The following is a 16,668-nucleotide window of genomic DNA, read 5'->3' on the forward strand; positions in this document are numbered from 1 at the left end:
GGCATGTCGCCGGCCTCATGCGGTCCGACCAATCCAGGTGTCCGGAGTCTGTGGGATCACACGACATTTGTCACTTATCCGGCAATTAAGGTCAGCGGGATAAGAACCGGCGCAGTGGCCGTTTCCTGTTCGTCTGACGAACCCGTATGGGAGTAGCCGTGTATCTCCACCAGGCCTTGGCGCGCACGCTGCGTGACCATCTCGACGCGACGACGCTGTTCGGCGTGATCGGAGAAGGGAACCTCTACCTGGTCGACACCTACCGCGAACTGCCGGGCGCGCGGTACGTCGCGGCCGCGCACGAGGCGGGCGCCGTTCTCATGGCGAACGGGTACGCCCAGGTGTCGGGGAAGGTCGGCGTCGCGACGGTCACGCACGGGCCGGGTCTCACCAACACCGTGACCGCGCTGGTCGAGGCGGTGCGCAACCGGTCGGCGGTCGTGCTCATCGCGGGTGACACCGCCGCCGGCGACCACGGGAACGTCCAGAACATCGACCAGGCGGCCGTGCTCGCCGGCACCGGGGTGACGCTCGTCCAGGTCACCGACGCCGCGCGGGCCCAGGTCGAACTGGTGGAGGCAGGGCGGCGTGCCCTGGCCGAACGCCGCCCTGTCGTCCTGAACCTGCCCGCCGACTTCCAGTGGGCCCAGGTCGAGCGGCTGAGCGACCTCCCGCCCCGGCTCCCCGCCGAGCTCCCCGGCGTGGCGGAGGACGACCTGAACGACGCGCTGGGCCTGCTGGCCGGCGCCCGACGGCCGGTGCTGCTCGCGGGATCGGGCGCCGCCAACCCCCGGGCCAGGCAGGCCCTCGTACGGCTCGCGGAGTGCCGGGGAGCGCGGCTCGCGACGACGCTCAAGGCCAAGGACCTCTTCCGCGGGCACCCCGCCGACCTGGGCGTCTGCGGGGGCTACGCGTCGGAGGCGGCCGTGACGGCGATCAGCGAGAGCGACTGCGTGGTGGCCTTCGGCGCGAGCCTGAACGACTGGACGACCGAGCGAGGGGGCCTGTTCCGCTCGGCGCGGGTGGTGCAGGTGGACATCGACCCGGCGAGCTTCGGCCGGCACCTGAAGGTCGAGGTCGGCCTGCTCGGCGACAGCGCCGCCGTCGCCGAGGAGATGCTCGCGTCGCTGGAGGCCGCGGGGATCGAGCCGAGCGCGTTCGCCGGCGAGCCCCAGGAGGCGCACGCCCCCGGCGGGAGCCGGCGCGGCCCGGACGCGGCACTCGACGGCGCGGCGGTGGTGGCGGCCGTCGAGTCGATGGTGCCGCGGGAGCGCACCCTGGCCATGGACGCCGGCCGGTTCCTCCACCTCGCGGTCCGGGGGTTCTCCAACCCGCCCCTCAACGCGTACGTGCACTCGCTGAACTTCGGAGTGATCGGGATCGGGCTCGCCAACGCGATCGGAGCGTGGTTCGCGGCTCCGGAGCGGCCGGTGCTGCACGTCACCGGCGACGGCGGATTCATGCTGGGCGGGCTCACCGAGTTCCACACCGCGGTCCGGGAGGGCGCCGACCTGATCGCCGTCGTGCTCAACGACGGCTCGTACGGCGCCGAGCACATCCAGCTGCGCAACCGTGAGCTGCCCGTCGACGTCTCGATGATGGCCTGGCCCGACCTGGCCGCGGTCGCGACGGCGCTGGGCGGGCAGGGGGTGACGGTGCGCTCCCTGGCGGACCTCGAGCGCGCCGGGGACGTGGTGCGGAACCGGGTCGCTCCGGTGCTCATCGACATCCGTCTCGACCCGGACCACCTCAACACGTTCGTCAGCTGAACGCCGTCCGGTAGGCGAACAGGCCGGGCACCCCGCCGGTGTGCAGGAACAGGACGTTCTCCTGCTCGGAGAGCCTGCCCTCGCGGATCCAGCGCAGGAGCCCGGCCATCGCCTTGCCGGTGTAGACCGGGTCGAGGAGCACGCCCTCGGTCCTGGCCACCAGGCGTACGGCGTCGAGCATCTCCGCCGTCGGGACGCCGTAGGCGGGACCGAGCGAGAGATCGTCGACCACCACCGTGCCGGGATCGACGTCGGGGCCGTTCCGGTGGTCGCCGAGCTGGGCGAGCGTCTCCGCGGCCAGGGTCGTCACCGCCTCGCGGGTCGCCTCCGCGTCGCGGTAGACGGAGAAGCCGAGCACGGAGACGTCCGAGCCGAGCGCGGTGAAGCCGGACAGCAGGCCGGCGTGCGTCCCGGAGCTGCCGGTGGCAAGGACGACCCGGTCGACCGGCAGCCCCGACGTGACGATCTCCTGGGCGCACTCGACGTACCCCAGCGACCCCGTCGCGTTCGAACCTCCGACCGGCACGACGTAGGGCCGGTGGCCCTGCTCCTCCAGCGACGCGACGGCTCGCGCCACCGCGTCGTCCATGTCCTCGTCCGCCGCGACGGTGACGACGCGCGCGCCCAGCAGTTCGTCGAGGAAGACGTTGCCGCAGGCGTCGTACTCGACGTCCCTGGACAGCTTCCGCTGCAGCACGAGCGTGCAGGCGAGGCCGCTCACGGCCGCGGCCGCCGCGGTCTGACGGGCGTGGTTGGACTGGACCGCGCCGCTCGTGACGAGCGCGGTCGCGCCCCGGGCCAGGGCCTCGCCGACGAGGAACTCCAGCTTGCGGGCCTTGTTCCCGCCACCGGCGAGCCCGATCCTGTCGTCGCGCTTGATCCATAGATTCGGCACCCGTCGCCCGGATTCGGCCAGCGCCGCCTGCAGCCGCGGCAGCGGGTGCACCTCACTGGTGAGAGCGCCGAAGCGGCGTCGAGGACGACGGACGAGTTCCCGGAGTGGGGCAGGCGTTGTGGTCATGTCCCAACGTTCCAATAACGGCCTGGGCCGCGGCGCTGGCCGATCCTCATAAGTCCTGATCGAATCTTGGTTCGATTCCACAAGCGGGGCGCGGCTAGTCTGCTGCTCATGCCGACACGGATAGCGCCATCGGGGGCGCGGATCGGACGGATCGTCGACGATCTCGGTCTCATCCTGACCAAGGTGCTGCTCCCGGCCGATCTCGCGGGACGGCTCGTGGACAGCGCCGAGATCCTGGAGATCGGGAAGGCGGGCGAGCCGCCGCCTCCGCGCTCGCTCGTGCTCGGCGTCGGCGTGGGGCCCGGCGACCTGACCAAGGAGCTCGTCGAGCGGCTGGCCGGGCGCGGCGTCATCGCGCTGCTGGTGCGGGACGGGCCGGAGATGCAGCAGCGCTTCCGGGAGCTGGGAGGGCGGCCGCCGATCGGCCTGCTCGCGGTCGACAGGCAGGCGTCCTGGTTCCACGTCGCGGGCCTGATCCGTGAGCGCATCTCGATGGGCACGCTGGGCCTGGGGCACGCCGAGGACGCGAGCCAGGCGTACAAGGACCTCTCCCAGATCGCGAACGCGGTGGGCGCGCTGATCCGCGCGCCGCTGATCATCCAGGATCTGGACTTCCGGGTGCTCGCCTTCTCCCAGCACCAGGAGAACGTCGACCGGGCGCGGGCGGCCACCGTCCTCGGCCAGTCGCTTCCCGACGAGTACCGCCGGATCCTGGACGAGGTCAACGCAATCGAACGGGTCTACGGGAGCCACGAGCCTGAGCTGATCACGCTGGGGTACGGTCTCCAGCCCCGTCTGGCCGTGGCCATCCGCTCGGGGACCGACATCCTGGGCTCGATGTGGGCGGCGGTGCCGGGTCCCGTGGACGCCGCCCGCGTCTCGGCGTTCGCGGAGGCCGCCAGCGTGGTGGCGCTCGCGCTGCTGCGCTTCCGTGCCGAGGTCAGCGCCCGCAAACGGATTCGAAGCGGGCATATGGTGACCATGCTCTCCGACCAGCACGCGGCGCCCGACGCCCGGGCGCGCCTTGGGCTGGCCGCGCGTGAGGTGGTCGTCCTCGCGGTCTCCGCCGACGATCTGGAACGTTCCTTCCCCGACGGGCTGCAACGTCTCGCCAGCGCGTTCGACCTGCACCTCAGCACCGCCGAGCAGCTCGCCGTGGCCGCGGCCATCGACAACGCCGTCTACGGCGTGGTGCCGACGCAGCCGGGAGGTCCGGGAACGTCGGCGGCGATCAGAATCGCGCGCGGCTTCCTCAGCCGCATGAAGCTGCCCGGCCTGCGCGTCGGGATCGGACGGCCCGCCCGCACGACGGAGGGGATAATCCGGTCCAGGCGCGACGCCGAGGTGACCCTCATGTCGATGCGGGCGACCGGCGACCCCGAGCCGGTGCGGTCCTTCGAGGACGTCGTGCTCGGAGCGACCCTCCTCAACGTGCGGGAATACTACGTGCAGCAGGAGATACCGATTCCGAGCGGGGCGGTCGCCGCGATCCTGGAGTACGACCGGCGCCATCACTCCGACATGGTGGCGACGCTCGCGGCGTACCTCGGGTCCCTCGGAGACGTCGCCGAGACGGCCCGGCGGCTGAACGTGCACGTCAACACGGTGCGGTACCGGCTGCGCCGGCTGCGGGAGGTCGCCGGGCTCGACCACACCGACCCGGACCAGATGTTCCTCGCCGGCCTGCAGTTACGCCTGATGGACATGACCGACCGCGGCGCCGGGGCGGATCCGGCCGGATGAGCGATCACATGGCGTGACCGGCGGGGAAGGCCCGGGGGTGGTCCGGCGCAGCGCCCGGGTGACGGCAGACTGGGAGGCGTGCCTTCTGTGCTTCCCGACGGCGATCCCGTCCCCGCGAGCGGCGAACTGCCGCCAGGGGCCCTCGACGGGCTCGGCTCCCGTCCTTTCGGCTTCTACGTGCACGTGCCGTTCTGCGCGACGCGCTGCGGCTACTGCGACTTCAACACCTACACCGCCGCCGAGCTCGGCCCCGGCGCCGCGCAGCGGGACTACGCCGCCACCGCGGTCGAGGAGATACGGCTTGCCCGGCGCGTGCTCGGGGACGCCGCGCCGCCCGTGGAGACCGTGTTCTTCGGGGGCGGCACGCCGACGCTGCTGCCCGCCGCCGATCTCGTACGGATCCTCGACGCCATCGGCGAGGAGTTCGGCCTGCGGCCCGGCGCCGAGGTGACGACCGAGGCCAACCCCGAGTCCGTGGACCCGGCCTACCTCAAGGAGTTGCGGGCGGGCGGGTTCACCCGGGTGAGCTTCGGCATGCAGAGCGCGGGCGAGCACGTCCTCGCCGTCCTCGACCGCCGGCACACCCCCGGCCGCCCCGCCGAGGCCGTACGGGAGGCCCGCGAGGCGGGGTTCGAGCACGTCAACCTCGACCTGATCTACGGCACGCCGGGGGAGAGCGACGCCGACTGGCGGGCCTCGCTTGAGGCCGCGCTGGCCGCCGGGCCCGACCACGTCTCGGCGTACTCCCTGATCGTCGAGGACGGCACCCGGCTCGCCGCCCGGATCCGGCGCGGCGAGCTGCCGATGCCGGACGACGACACGGCGGCCGACCGCTACCTGATCGCCGAGGAGACGCTGACGGCCGCCGGGCTGAGCTGGTACGAGGTCTCCAACTGGGCCGCGGGCGACGAGGCCCGCTGCCGCCACAACCTGCTCTACTGGACCGGCGGCGACTGGTGGGGGGCCGGGCCCGGCGCGCACAGCCACGTCGGCGGCACCCGCTGGTGGAACGTCAAGCACCCCGTGGCGTACGCCGCGCGCCTGGCGGAGGGGGCCTCGCCCGCGCACGCCCGCGAGGTGCTGGGGGCGGAGGACCGGGCCGTCGAACGGGTCATGCTGGAGCTGCGCCTCGTCTCGGGCCTCCCGCTCGCGGACATCGCCCCCGAGGCCCGTACGGCGTGCGCGCGGGCGCTGGCGGACGGGCTCTTCGAGGTGGAGGCGTTCAAGGCCGGCCGGGCCGTGCTCACGCTGCGCGGCAGGCTGCTCGCCGACGCCGTCGTGCGGGACCTGGTTCCTTAGCGGCCCCCGAGAGCGGCCCGGGAACGTGGCCGTGGCCCGGAGCCAGGCCGGTCGTCCGCGTCCCGTCATCGGTGCAAGATCACCGCGCGCGCCGCCGCTGGTCAGGAGTGGTCCGTACGGAACTCTGCGAGATCACGGAGGGCGGGCCCGCAGGCCGGCGGGGGTGTGCGCGACAAACTGCAAGATCACCACATGTGAAAGCGCAGGCAGGCGGGGATGGGTGCGGCAAACTGCAAGATCACGGGGAGGGGGTGGTGACGAAGTCGATGAGTTCTTCGACGCGGCCGAGGAGTTCGGGCTCCAGGTCGGCGTAGGTCGTGACCCGGCCCAGGATGTGCCGCCACGCCTCCTGGGGGTCCATCCGCCAGCCGAGGGCGGCGATCACGCCCTCCTTCCACGGCACGCCGCGCGGCACGTCGGGCCACGCGGGGATGCCAAGCGCCCGCGGCTTGACCGCCTGCCAGATGTCCACGAACGGATGCCCGACGACGAGCACGTCGTCCCCGGACACCCGGGCGGCGATGCGGCTCTCCTTCGAACCGGGCACCAGGTGGTCCACGAGCACCCCCAGCCGCCTGCCCGGTTCAGGGGCGAACTCCTCGACGATGGCGGGCAGGTCGTCGACGCCTTCCAGGTATTCGACGACGACCCCCTCCACCCGCAGGTCGTGCCCCCAGATCTTCTCGACCAGGGCGGCGTCGTGGACGCCCTCGACGTAGACGCGGCTCTCCTTGGCGACCCGCGCGCGCAGGCCCTCGACCGCGATCGATCCCGAGGCGCTCCGCAGCGGCCCCTTCTGGCCGGCCTTGGGGCGCACCAGCGTGACCGGCTTGCCGTCGAGGAGGAAACCGGCGGGGGTCAGCGGGAACACCCGCCGCCGGCCGAACCGGTCCTCCAGTGTCACCGCCTCCTTGTCGCAGGCCACCACGGCGCCGCAGAAGCGGCCCTCGGCGTCCTCGACCACGAGGTCGGGCTCGGCCGGGATCTCGGGGATCGTCCCCCGCCGTGGCCGCCGCCAGTCTCCGGAAAGCACGTCCCGCCCGTACATGCGGGGAACGCTAGCAAATCACGCCATGCGACGGCGGGCTCCCGAGCGGCGCACCAGCACGACGATCGTCACGGTCACCGCGGCGAGGAAGCCGATGGCGGGCAGCGCCAGCAGCGCGAGCGCGCCGCCCACCAGCCCGCCGATGTCGCCGGCGAGCTGCTTGCCGACGCCGAACCGCACTCCGTCGCCCTCACAGGCGACCTGGTAGGTGCCCGCGCTCGGGACGCCGACCTCGAACAGCAGCTCCCAGGTGGTGCCGTTCAGCGTGATGGTCTGGGAGGCGGCGGGCCGGGTCAGCCGCACCTGCGGGTCGGAGCCGTCTCCGAGCCTGCAGCTGACGTCGGTGGGCTGGTCGACCGCGGCGTAGATCGCGGGGCTGTCCGCGGGGTCGAGCGCGACGTTCACCGACTGCCCGCCGGAGAAGGTCGTGGTGGGAGCGATGCCGCCGATCGTGGAGAACAGCCCGCCGGCGAACCCGCCGACCCCCGCCACCAGCAGGACGAAGAAGAGCGCCCAGGAGAGGAAGATCCACAGCAGGCGGGGCCGGATCGGCCGGGGGCCGCCGTACGGCGGGGGAGCGGGGTGCGGCGTCCACGGGAAAGCGCCGGGCGGCGCGGCGGGTGCGGGGTTCTGGTTCTCGTACATGAGGTGAAGAATCGACCATGTCACTTGCCGTCGATTTGCAGCCCGCTTGTCCTGGTGTCCTTCGCGTTATCGCACCACGCGGGGTGGTAGCCGTACACTTGGCACTCGGGAACACAGAGTGCCAGAGTCGGTGTTTCCAGGCACAGGGAGGTGACACATTGCTCGACGACCGCAAGCTCGCCGTTCTCCGCGCCATCGTCGAAGACCACGTGTCCACCAACGAGCCGGTGGGTTCCAAGGCCCTCGCGGACAGGCACAACCTCGGCGTCTCCCCGGCGACGATCCGCAACGACATGGCGGCGCTGGAGGAGCAGGGATATATCACCCAGCCGCACACCAGCGCCGGCAGGGTGCCCACCGACAAGGGTTACCGGTTGTTCGTCGACCGGCTGTCGCAGATCAAGCCGCTGTCGGGCGCGGAGCGCAGGGCGATCGAGACGTTCCTCGCGGGCGCGGTGGACCTCGACGAGATCGTCATGCGGACGGTGCGGCTGCTCGCGCAGCTCACCCGGCAGGTCGCGGTGGTCCAGTATCCATCGCTGACGAGGTCGTCCGTGCGTCACGTGGAGATCGTCCCGCTCGCCGAGCGGCGGGTGATGCTGGTGCTGATCCTGAACACGGGACGGGTCGAGCAACGGGTGGTCGACCTGCCCGAGGACATCGCCGACGACCGCATCGCCCACCTGCGCGCCGAGCTCAACTCGTGCCTGGACGGGTGCGGGCTCTCCCAGGTGCCGGAGACCGTGGCCGACATCCCCGAGCGGCTGCCCCCCGAGGACAGGCCGGTGGCGGCTACGATCCTTTCCGTGCTGCTCGAGACGCTCGTGGAGCGGCACGAGGAGAAACTCGTGTTCGGGGGCACGGCCAACCTCGCCGCGGCGGACTTCAGCGTCGGCCTTCGCGACGTGCTGGAGGCGCTGGAGGAACAGGTCGTGCTCATCCGCCTGCTGGGGGAGACCGGCGGGCTGTCCGACATCACCGTCAGAATCGGATCCGAGAATCCCTACAGCGGGCTGCGCGGCACCTCTATCGTGGCCGCCGGGTACGGTTCGGGCGACAAGGAACTGGCCCGGCTCGGAGTGCTGGGCCCGACGCGAATGGACTATCCGGTGACGATGGGTGCGGTGCGCGCGGTGGCGCGTTACGTTGGCCAGATCCTGGCGGGGTCATAAGTGTCCAACGACTACTACGCGACCCTGGGCGTTCGGCGCGACGCCAGCCAGGAAGAGATCAAGAAGGCGTATCGCCGTCTCGCCCGTGAGCTGCACCCGGACGTCAACCCCGATCCGGAGACGCAGGAGCGGTTCAAGGAGATCAACCAGGCGTACGAGGTGCTGTCCGACGCGGGCAAGCGCCGCATGTACGACATGGGCGCCGACCCGTTCGGCGGCGCCGGGGGCGCCGGGGCCGCCGGTTTCGGCGCGGGCTTCCCGTTCAGCGACATCATGGACGCCTTCTTCGGCTCGGCGGGCGGCGGGGCGCGTGGTCCCCGCTCGCGCGCCCGCCGGGGCCGCAACGCCACGATCCGGGTCGAGCTCGACCTGTCCGAGGCGGCCTTCGGCACGACCCGCGAGATCACGGTCGACACGGCCGTGGTCTGCGACGTCTGCCAGGGCTCGGGGGCGGCGGCCGGCACCCACCCCGACACCTGCGACATGTGCCACGGGCGCGGCGAGGTCTCGCAGGTGACCCGCTCGTTCCTCGGCCAGGTCATGACCTCCCGCCCCTGCCCCCAGTGCGGCGGGTACGGCAGCGTCATCCGGCAGCCCTGCATGGAGTGCTCGGGCGAGGGCCGCGTGCGGACCCGGCGCACGATCAAGGTCAGGATCCCGGCCGGTGTCGAGGACGGCACGCACATCCAGCTCGCCGGCGAGGGCGAGGTCGGCCCCGGCGGCGGACCTCCCGGCGACCTGTTCCTGGAGATCGTGGAGCGGCCGCACCAGATCTTCGAGCGGCGCGGCGACGACCTGCACTGCACGGTGCACATCCCGATGACCGCCGCCGCGCTCGGCACCCTGATCACGATCGAGACCCTCGACGGGGCCGAGGAGATCGACGTACGGCCCGGCACCCAGGCCGGCCAGGTCATCCCGCTGTACGGCAAGGGCATCCAGCGGCTCAACGAGACCGGCAGGGGCGACCTGCTGATCCACGTGAACGTCGAGACGCCGGCCAAGCTCGACCCGCAGCAGGAGGAACTGCTGCGCGAGCTGGCGAAGCTGCGTGGGGAGGAGCGGCCGCCCGGCAAGTTCTCCCCCGGTCAGCAGGGCTTCTTCTCCCGCCTGCGGGACGCCTTCAACGGCCGCTGATCGGGTGGCATGAGCGAGCGCGGCGAGCAGGCCGGCAGGCACAGGGCGTTTCGCGAACGCGGCTCCGAGCCGTCGGGCGAGGAGGTGGCATGAGCGTTCCGGTGTTCCTGTCGGAGGCGGCGGGCCTGGCGGCGGACACCGTCGTCCTGGACGGGCCCGAGGGCCGGCACGCGGCCGCCGTGCGCCGTCTGCGCCCGGGGGAGCGGATCGACCTGACCGACGGCGCGGGACGGGTGGCCGAGTGCACCGTCACGGCGGTGGGCAAGGACTCGCTGACCGCCGAGGTGCTGCGCCGGTTCGAGGTCGCGCCGCCCCGGCCGAGGCTGGTGGTCGTGCAGGGACTGCCCAAGGGCGACCGGGGTGAGCTCGCGGTCGAGATGATGACCGAGGCCGGGGTCGACGTGATCGTCCCGTGGGCCGCCGCCCGCTGCGTCACGCAGTGGAAGGGCGACCGGGCCGCCAAGTCCCTCGCTCGCTGGCGCGCGACGGCCCGCGAGGCGGCCAAGCAGGCCAGGCGCTTCCACCTGCCCGAGGTGACCGAGCAGGCCACGACCGCGCGGGTCCGTTCGCTGGTCTCGGCGGCGGCGCTCGCGGTGGTGCTGCACGAGGAGGCCGCCGAGCCGCTGAGCCGCCTGCCGCTGCCGGAGCGGCCGGGTGACATCGTGATGATCGTGGGCCCTGAGGGCGGCGTCGCCGAGGAGGAGATCGCCGCGTTCAGGGAGGCGGGAGCCGTACCGGCCCTGCTCGGGCCCACGGTGCTGCGCACCTCGACGGCCGGCCTGGCGGCGGCCGCCGTCCTGCTGTCCCGCTGCGGCCGCTGGTGAGGGCTACCGGCGGCTGACCGGTCAGGGCGAGGGCGTCGTGTGGTTCGCCGAGTCCATCAGGGCAGTGTCCGACGGCGTCGGGCTCGGGGCCGCCGAGGGGGCGGCCGTCGTGGGCGGAGCCGTCGAGGGGCGGGGCGACACCGAGGGCACCACCGTGGGCGGCTGCGTCACCGGCGCGGGCGTGCACGACGGCGGCAGGGACACGTCGGGTTCGACGACTCCCGGCTGGGTCGTGGGTGTGGCGCAGGGGTCGGACGGCGACGGCGCCGGCCTGGTGGTCATGCCCGTCTTGTGCGTCGGGGACGGGGTCGGCCGCTCCCGCGACGGGCTCGGCGTCACCGGCACGATCACGACCGGCTGCGAGGGCGCCGAGTGGGGCGGCCGGGTCACCGTCGAGGTGTCCCTCTTGTCCTCCTGCTCGTCGCCGGCGGGGGCGATTCCCGTCGACTGCGCCACCTGGTCGCGCAGGCCGGGGACGATCGCGACGACCGTGCCCGCCACGAGCACGGCCCCGGTGACGGCCGCTCCGACGCGCCACCACAGCATGTTCCGCAGGCCGCGCAGGCCGCGCTGGTCGATTCGCCGGCGGATGATCTCTAGTCCATCGGGAGACGGCACGACCGCGTCCGCCTCCGCGCGCAGGGCACGGCGGAGCGACTCGCCGTACTCGTCGTCGGGCGGGAAGGTCATGAGAACTGCTCCAGTGCCATCCGTAGTGCGGCCATGCCGCGGGCCGTGTGACTTTTCACCGCGCCCTTGCTGATGCCCATCGCGTGCGCGATCTCGGCCTCCGAGAGATCGCCGTAGTATCGCAGCACCAGCGCCTCGCGCTGCCGGGTGGGTAAGCCGCGCAGCGCCTCGATGACGGCGGAACGCTCGAGCTCACCGATCGCGCCGTTCTCCGCGCTCGGCGCGTCCGGCAGGCCCTTGGGGGCGTACTTCTCGACGACCGCGCGGTGCCGCAGCACGGATCGCGATCGGTTAACGACCGATTGGCGAAGGTAGGCCAGTGCCTTGTCGGTGTCCCTCAGCCTGCGCCAGGCGCCGTGGATGGCGACGAACGCGTCCTGAACGACCTCTTCCGCGCTGGCCACGTCACGCACCAGCAGCACGGCGAGACGCACCAGTGACCGATAGTGAGCGCTGTACAGCGCCGTAACGGCCATGTCGGCATCCCACCCGACGGGCACCGTCCCCAACGACCTGTCGGCCACGAGGGTCTCGGTGGTCACATCGATAGGACGCTCGTCATCCCCGGAGGGTTTACGTTCTTCCGATTCATGAGGGGGCATGGCCCAGCGGTGTCCTCGCCCGACACTAGGGGGGTTTTCTGGTGCAGTCTCGCACACTCACATTAGCCAGGGGGATCTTTGCGGTAATCACCTAACGCGACGGCTAGGCTTTCGCGCGTGAGTGACTGCCTGTTCTGCAAGATCGTGGCCAGAGAGGTCCCGGCGGAGATCGTGCTGGAGACCGGACGGGCGCTGGCCTTCCGCGACATCAATCCGCAGGCGCCCACGCACGTGCTCGTCGTGCCCAAGGCACATCACGAGAACGCCGCCGCGCTCGCGGCGGCCGACGACGGCCTGGCCGACGACCTGCTCAAGGCGTGCCACGCGGTCGCCGTGCAGGAGGGCGTGGCCGAGAGCGGTTACCGGATCGTGTTCAACACCGGGCCCGGCGCCGGGCAGACCGTCTTCCACGTGCACGCGCACGTGGTGGGCGGCCGGAGCCTCACCTGGCCGCCCGGCTGATCGGCGGCGCCCGGCCCGCGCGAGCCGCCCGTACGGAGCGGTGCTCCGGTGGGGGCGGGACGACGGCTCGGCGGGGCGCCGCTCCTGGCCACGCGAGGGGGCGCGGATCGAGCCAGGGCACTAGAGTGGGAAGGAACTAGGGAGGCGATCAGGGCCGCAAGGGCCGCCCATGTCCGAGTCACAGCAAATCAGCAAGACCCAGGCCAAGGTAGTCATCCCCGAGGGGCAGCCGATGGTCAGCCTCCTCGGGTCGGGTGACGAACTGCTGCGGGTCATCGAGGGCGCCTTCAGCGCCGACATCCACGTGCGGGGCAACGAGATCACGATCACCGGCAGTCCGGAGGAGAGCGGCGTCGTCGTGCGCCTCTTCGAGGAGCTGGTGGAATTGGTCGGCTCGGGTGCCGAGCTGTCCCCAGACGCGGTCGAGCGCAGCATCCACATGTTGCGGCAGGCCACCGACCGTCCGGCCGAGGTGCTGTCCCTGGACATCCTGTCCGCGCGGGGCCGCACCATCCGCCCGAAGACGGTCAACCAGAAGCGGTACGTCGACGCGATCGACAGGCACACCATCGTCTTCGGCATCGGGCCCGCCGGCACCGGCAAGACGTACCTGGCGATGGCGAAGGCCGTGAAGGCCCTGCAGAACAAGCGGGTCAACCGGATCATCCTCACCCGCCCCGCCGTCGAGGCGGGGGAGCGGCTCGGCTTCCTGCCCGGCACGCTCTACGAGAAGATCGACCCGTACCTGCGGCCGCTGTACGACGCGCTGCACGACATGCTCGACCCCGACTCGATCCCGCGGCTGATGGCGGCGGGGACGATCGAGGTCGCGCCGCTCGCCTACATGCGCGGCCGGACGCTCAACGACGCCTTCATCATCCTGGACGAGGCGCAGAACACCTCGCCCGAGCAGATGAAGATGTTCCTGACCCGGCTCGGCTTCAACTCGAAGATCGTGGTCACCGGCGACGTCACGCAGATCGACCTGCCGGGCGGCCAGGACAGCGGGCTGAAGGTCGTCCAGCACATCCTCGAAGGCATCGAGGACATCCATTTCAGCAGGCTGACCAGTGCCGACGTCGTACGGCACAAGCTGGTGAGCGACATCGTCGACGCCTACGGCCGATACGACGCCGCGATGGCCTCGGAGCCGCGCGCGATCGCCAAGCGGCCGCGGAACAGCCGGCGATGATCACGAGCATGACGGGTGAGGAGACCCCGTGAGCATCGAGGTGGCCAACGAGTCCGGCGTCGAGGTCGACGAGTCGGCTCTGGTCGAGCTGGCCGGTCACGTCCTGGGCCGGATGGGGATCAACCCGCTGGCCGAGCTGTCGATCCTGGTGATCGACGAGGCGGCGATGGCCGAGCTGCACGAGCAGTGGATGGGGGAGCCCGGCCCCACCGACGTGCTGGCCTTCCCCATGGACGAGCTGCGGCCCAACTCCGGCGGCAGGGACGAGGACGACTCTCCCGACCCCGCGCTGCTCGGAGACGTGGTGCTGTGCCCCCACGTCGCGGCCAAGCAGGCCGCCGAGGCCGGGCACAGCGCGCAGGACGAGCTGGAGCTGCTGTGCACGCACGGCATCCTGCACCTGCTCGGCTACGACCACGCCGAGCCCGAGGAGCACGCCGAGATGTTCGGGCTGCAGGACGAGCTACTCGGCGCCTGGCGGGAGGTGCGGCGTAAGCCGTGAACGACGGCTGGCTGATCTCCGCCGTCTTCCTGATCGTGGCCGGCGGTCTGCTGGCCAGCGCGGAGACGGCGCTGACCCGCATCTCGAGGGTGCGCGCGGATGAGTTCGTCAAGGAGGGCCGGCGCGGCGGGGTGCGGCTGCGGGCGATCGTCGCCGATCCGCCGCGCTACCTCAACCTGGTGCTCCTGCTGCGGCTGAGCTGTGAGCTCGTCGCCACGGTCATCGCGACGCTGCTGTTCGTCGACTGGGTGGGCGACCGCGGCCAGGCGTATGCCGGGGCGGCCGTGGTCATGATCCTGGTGAGCTACGTCATCGTCGGGGTCATGCCGCGTACGCTCGGCCGCCAGCACGCCGAGCCCGTCGCGCTGGCGAGCGCTCCGATCGTGTACGGGCTGACCCGGATCCTCGGCCCGCTGCCCTCACTGCTGATCCTGCTGGGCAACGCGCTCACGCCGGGCAAGGGCTTCCGCGAGGGCCCGTTCACCTCCGAGGCCGAGCTGCGCGACCTGGTCGACCTCGCCGAGCAGCGCCGGGTCATCGAGCCCGACGAGCGGGAGATGATCCACTCGGTCTTCGAGCTGGGTGACACGCTGGTGCGCGAGGTGATGGTGCCGCGCACCGACATGGTGTTCATCGAACGCGGCAAGACGCTCCACCAGGCGCTCTCGCTCGCCCTGCGCAGCGGGTTCTCCCGTGTGCCCGTGGTCGGGGAGAACGAGGACGACGTGGTGGGCATCGCCTATCTCAAGGACATCGTCCGCCGCATCCAGGACACCGGCGACGGCGGCGTCCGGGTGGACGAGCTGATGCGTCCCGCGACGTACGTGCCGGAGAGCAAGCCGATCGACGAACTGCTGCGCGAGATGCAGGCGCGGCAGATCCACCTCGCCATCGTCATCGACGAGTACGGCGGCACGGCCGGCCTCGTCACCATCGAGGACGTCATCGAGGAGATCGTCGGCGAGATCGCCGACGAGTACGACCAGGAGCCTCCGCGGGTCGAGTGGCTCGACGACGGGGCGGCCCGGGTGACCGCGCGGCTTCCTGTCGACGAACTCGGCGAGCTGTTCGACACCGAGCTCGAGGTCGAGGACGTCGACACGGTCGGCGGCCTGCTGGCGCACGCGCTGGGCCGGGTGCCGATCGCGGGCTCCGAGGCGGTCGTCGGGGGGTTGCGCCTGACGGCGGAGAACCTGGCGGGACGCCGCAACCGGATCAGCACGGTGGTGGTGCGCCGCGAGGAGCACGCGACGGGCGAGGAGGTCGTGGCCGCCGAGGCCGGCCACGAGTGACGACGGCCGCCCGGCCACTCCGCAAGTGTCTTTCAAGTAGGTCGCAAGTGAGCCCGGCCAGTGTTGTCCCAGGCGCTCAGAAGGGGTTCGGGGCGCCTCGTCGGGGAGGCCGGCGCGCCGGAGGGGTTGACGGCGCACCTGAGCCTCCCCTGGGGGTCTGTTGATCGATACGGGGCTCTCACCCGGCGCGGGGTGAGGGCCCCGTATCGATTACGCAATGTGATTACCCGTGCGCGGTCCGGGGAAGGAAACCTCCGGCAAAGCGGGGAGGCGGGTATGCGCATCGTCCACACGGCCGTCGCGGGCTGCCTGGTGCTGGCCACCGGCGGGTGTGGCGCCGGCGAAGTCACCTACGCCGCCGTCCGGCCTCAGGGGAAGACGGGCGAGGCGAGCGCCGCGCGGGCGGCGCTCGGCCGGCTGGACGGCCTCCCCGACGGGTTCTTCAGCCACGCAAGGGCGCCGTGGCGCCCGCCGTTCCGTCCCAGGTCCCGCGCCTGCCGCGTGCTGTTCGACGCGGCGGCGGGCAGGCTTCCGAGCGAGGGGCTCGGGGGCAGGGCCGCCGCCACCTACCAGGGCGCGCACACCGGCGAGCTGGCCGGGGTCGGCGTCGGCGTCTACGACGGCGGTGAGGCGGCCGAGCATCTCGCCGCGCTGCGCGAGGCCCTCGCCGGCTGCGCGACGGCCGACGCCGGCACGCCGTACGACCGCCTGGCGGCCACGCGGACGCCGCTGCCCGGGATCGGCGGCGCGGACGCGGCCGCCCGCGCCCTGACCGGCCGGGTGGGCGGCTACCCCTACCGCATGCACCTGGTCGTCGCCCGCTCCGGCCGCACGCTGATCACGCTCGTGCACGCGGGCCTGACCCCGCCCGACCCTGCCCGTACGGCCGAACTGACACGGCTGCTCGTCCGCGAGGTCGGTACGCTTGACGCGTGACAGAGACGCTGGACCCCGAGGACGGGAAGATCATCGCGCTGGCCAGGTCGGCGCGGGCGCGTGGCGGCACTCCCGAGGGCGCCGCGGTGCGCGACGAGACCGGCCGGACGTACGCCGCGACCACGGTGGCGCTGCCCTCGCTCCGGCTCTCGGCCCTGCAGGCGGCCGTTGCCATCGCCGTGTCCAGCGGGGCGAAGTCCCTGGAGGCGGCCGCGGTGGTCACCGAGGCCGACGACCCGGCGGAGCCCGACCTGGCCGTGGTCGAGGACCTGGGGAACGGCACGCTGTTCCTGGCCGCTCCCGACGGCACGCTGAAGGGCCGGTACATCTGACG

Annotated in this window: 17 protein-coding genes; 12 read left to right on the top strand and 5 right to left on the bottom strand. The window is 72.1% G+C overall.

Annotation, left to right across the window (positions count from 1 at the left end):
- Positions 1 to 146: 146 nt before the first annotated feature.
- Positions 147 to 1,769 carry a thiamine pyrophosphate-binding protein gene (locus HHX31_RS01290; RefSeq protein WP_211589147.1) on the top strand — a complete coding sequence of 541 codons (1,623 nt, stop codon included), beginning with the start codon at positions 147 to 149 and terminating at the stop codon, positions 1,767 to 1,769.
- Here the strand turns inward: HHX31_RS01290 and HHX31_RS01295 are convergent.
- A complete protein-coding gene (locus HHX31_RS01295) occupies positions 1,762 to 2,790 on the bottom strand; it encodes a D-cysteine desulfhydrase family protein (protein WP_169944240.1) in 1,029 nt (342 codons plus the stop codon). The two genes, HHX31_RS01290 and HHX31_RS01295, sit on opposite strands and share 8 nt — an antisense overlap.
- Before the next feature lie 108 nt (positions 2,791 to 2,898).
- Between HHX31_RS01295 and HHX31_RS01300 the strand changes: the two genes are divergently transcribed.
- Both HHX31_RS01300 and hemW read left to right on the top strand, forming a co-directional pair.
- Complete coding sequence (locus HHX31_RS01300) at positions 2,899 to 4,533, top strand: CdaR family transcriptional regulator (RefSeq protein WP_169944241.1); 1,635 nt, start codon at positions 2,899 to 2,901, stop codon at positions 4,531 to 4,533.
- Positions 4,534 to 4,611: 78 nt separating this feature from the next.
- Positions 4,612 to 5,832, top strand: a complete 1,221-nt coding sequence (hemW, locus tag HHX31_RS01305) for a radical SAM family heme chaperone HemW (protein ID WP_169944243.1) — start codon at positions 4,612 to 4,614, stop codon at positions 5,830 to 5,832.
- A 238-nt stretch (positions 5,833 to 6,070) separates the two neighbouring features.
- Here hemW and HHX31_RS01310 read toward each other — a convergent pair whose 3' ends face one another.
- Both HHX31_RS01310 and HHX31_RS01315 read right to left on the bottom strand, forming a co-directional pair.
- Complete coding sequence (locus HHX31_RS01310) at positions 6,071 to 6,880, bottom strand: DUF3097 domain-containing protein (protein WP_169944244.1); 810 nt, start codon at positions 6,878 to 6,880, stop codon at positions 6,071 to 6,073.
- Between the two features lie 18 nt (positions 6,881 to 6,898).
- Positions 6,899 to 7,525, bottom strand: coding sequence for a hypothetical protein (locus HHX31_RS01315; RefSeq protein ID WP_169944246.1), 627 nt, complete (start codon positions 7,523 to 7,525; stop codon positions 6,899 to 6,901).
- Between the two features lie 158 nt (positions 7,526 to 7,683).
- On the opposite strand from HHX31_RS01315, the gene hrcA reads away from it, so the two are divergent.
- The 3 genes from hrcA (at position 7,684) to HHX31_RS01330 (ending at position 10,658) form a co-directional block, all read left to right on the top strand.
- Entirely contained in the window at positions 7,684 to 8,697 is a 1,014-nt protein-coding gene (hrcA, locus tag HHX31_RS01320) for a heat-inducible transcriptional repressor HrcA (protein ID WP_169944248.1), read from the top strand.
- A complete protein-coding gene (gene dnaJ, locus HHX31_RS01325) occupies positions 8,698 to 9,834 on the top strand; it encodes a molecular chaperone DnaJ (RefSeq protein ID WP_169944249.1) in 1,137 nt (378 codons plus the stop codon).
- Between the two features lie 89 nt (positions 9,835 to 9,923).
- Positions 9,924 to 10,658: a 16S rRNA (uracil(1498)-N(3))-methyltransferase gene (locus HHX31_RS01330; protein WP_169944251.1), complete on the top strand. Its 735-nt coding sequence runs from the start codon at positions 9,924 to 9,926 to the stop codon at positions 10,656 to 10,658.
- A 21-nt stretch (positions 10,659 to 10,679) separates the two neighbouring features.
- Here HHX31_RS01330 and HHX31_RS01335 read toward each other — a convergent pair whose 3' ends face one another.
- Entirely contained in the window at positions 10,680 to 11,348 is a 669-nt protein-coding gene (locus tag HHX31_RS01335) for a hypothetical protein (protein WP_169944253.1), read from the bottom strand.
- A complete protein-coding gene (locus tag HHX31_RS01340; protein WP_169945498.1) occupies positions 11,345 to 11,824 on the bottom strand; it encodes a SigE family RNA polymerase sigma factor in 480 nt (159 codons plus the stop codon). Before HHX31_RS01340 ends, HHX31_RS01335 begins: the two co-directional genes overlap by 4 nt.
- A 243-nt stretch (positions 11,825 to 12,067) precedes the next feature.
- Here HHX31_RS01340 and HHX31_RS01345 point away from each other — a divergent pair, with 243 nt between their 5' ends.
- The 6 genes from HHX31_RS01345 (at position 12,068) to HHX31_RS01370 (ending at position 16,666) form a co-directional block, all read left to right on the top strand.
- The gene (locus HHX31_RS01345; RefSeq protein ID WP_169944255.1) at positions 12,068 to 12,412 is read left to right on the top strand and encodes a histidine triad nucleotide-binding protein; all 345 of its coding nucleotides are present in this window, start codon (positions 12,068 to 12,070) and stop codon (positions 12,410 to 12,412) included.
- A gap of 169 nt (positions 12,413 to 12,581) precedes the next feature.
- Complete coding sequence (locus HHX31_RS01350) at positions 12,582 to 13,604, top strand: PhoH family protein (protein WP_169944257.1); 1,023 nt, start codon at positions 12,582 to 12,584, stop codon at positions 13,602 to 13,604.
- Between the two features lie 28 nt (positions 13,605 to 13,632).
- Positions 13,633 to 14,106: an rRNA maturation RNase YbeY gene (gene ybeY / locus HHX31_RS01355; protein WP_169944260.1), complete on the top strand. Its 474-nt coding sequence runs from the start codon at positions 13,633 to 13,635 to the stop codon at positions 14,104 to 14,106.
- Entirely contained in the window at positions 14,103 to 15,398 is a 1,296-nt protein-coding gene (locus tag HHX31_RS01360; RefSeq protein ID WP_169944262.1) for a hemolysin family protein, read from the top strand. Before ybeY ends, HHX31_RS01360 begins: the two co-directional genes overlap by 4 nt.
- Positions 15,399 to 15,674: 276 nt before the next feature.
- On the top strand, positions 15,675 to 16,334 hold the full coding sequence (locus HHX31_RS01365; protein WP_169944264.1) for a hypothetical protein: 660 nt from the start codon (positions 15,675 to 15,677) through the stop codon (positions 16,332 to 16,334).
- The gene (locus HHX31_RS01370; protein WP_169944266.1) at positions 16,331 to 16,666 is read left to right on the top strand and encodes a cytidine deaminase; all 336 of its coding nucleotides are present in this window, start codon (positions 16,331 to 16,333) and stop codon (positions 16,664 to 16,666) included. Before HHX31_RS01365 ends, HHX31_RS01370 begins: the two co-directional genes overlap by 4 nt.
- The last annotated feature ends 2 nt before the right edge of the window (positions 16,667 to 16,668 follow it).

The organism is Microbispora sp. H11081, from assembly GCF_012999535.1.
In the GTDB taxonomy this organism is placed as follows: Bacteria; Actinomycetota; Actinomycetes; order Streptosporangiales; family Streptosporangiaceae; genus Microbispora.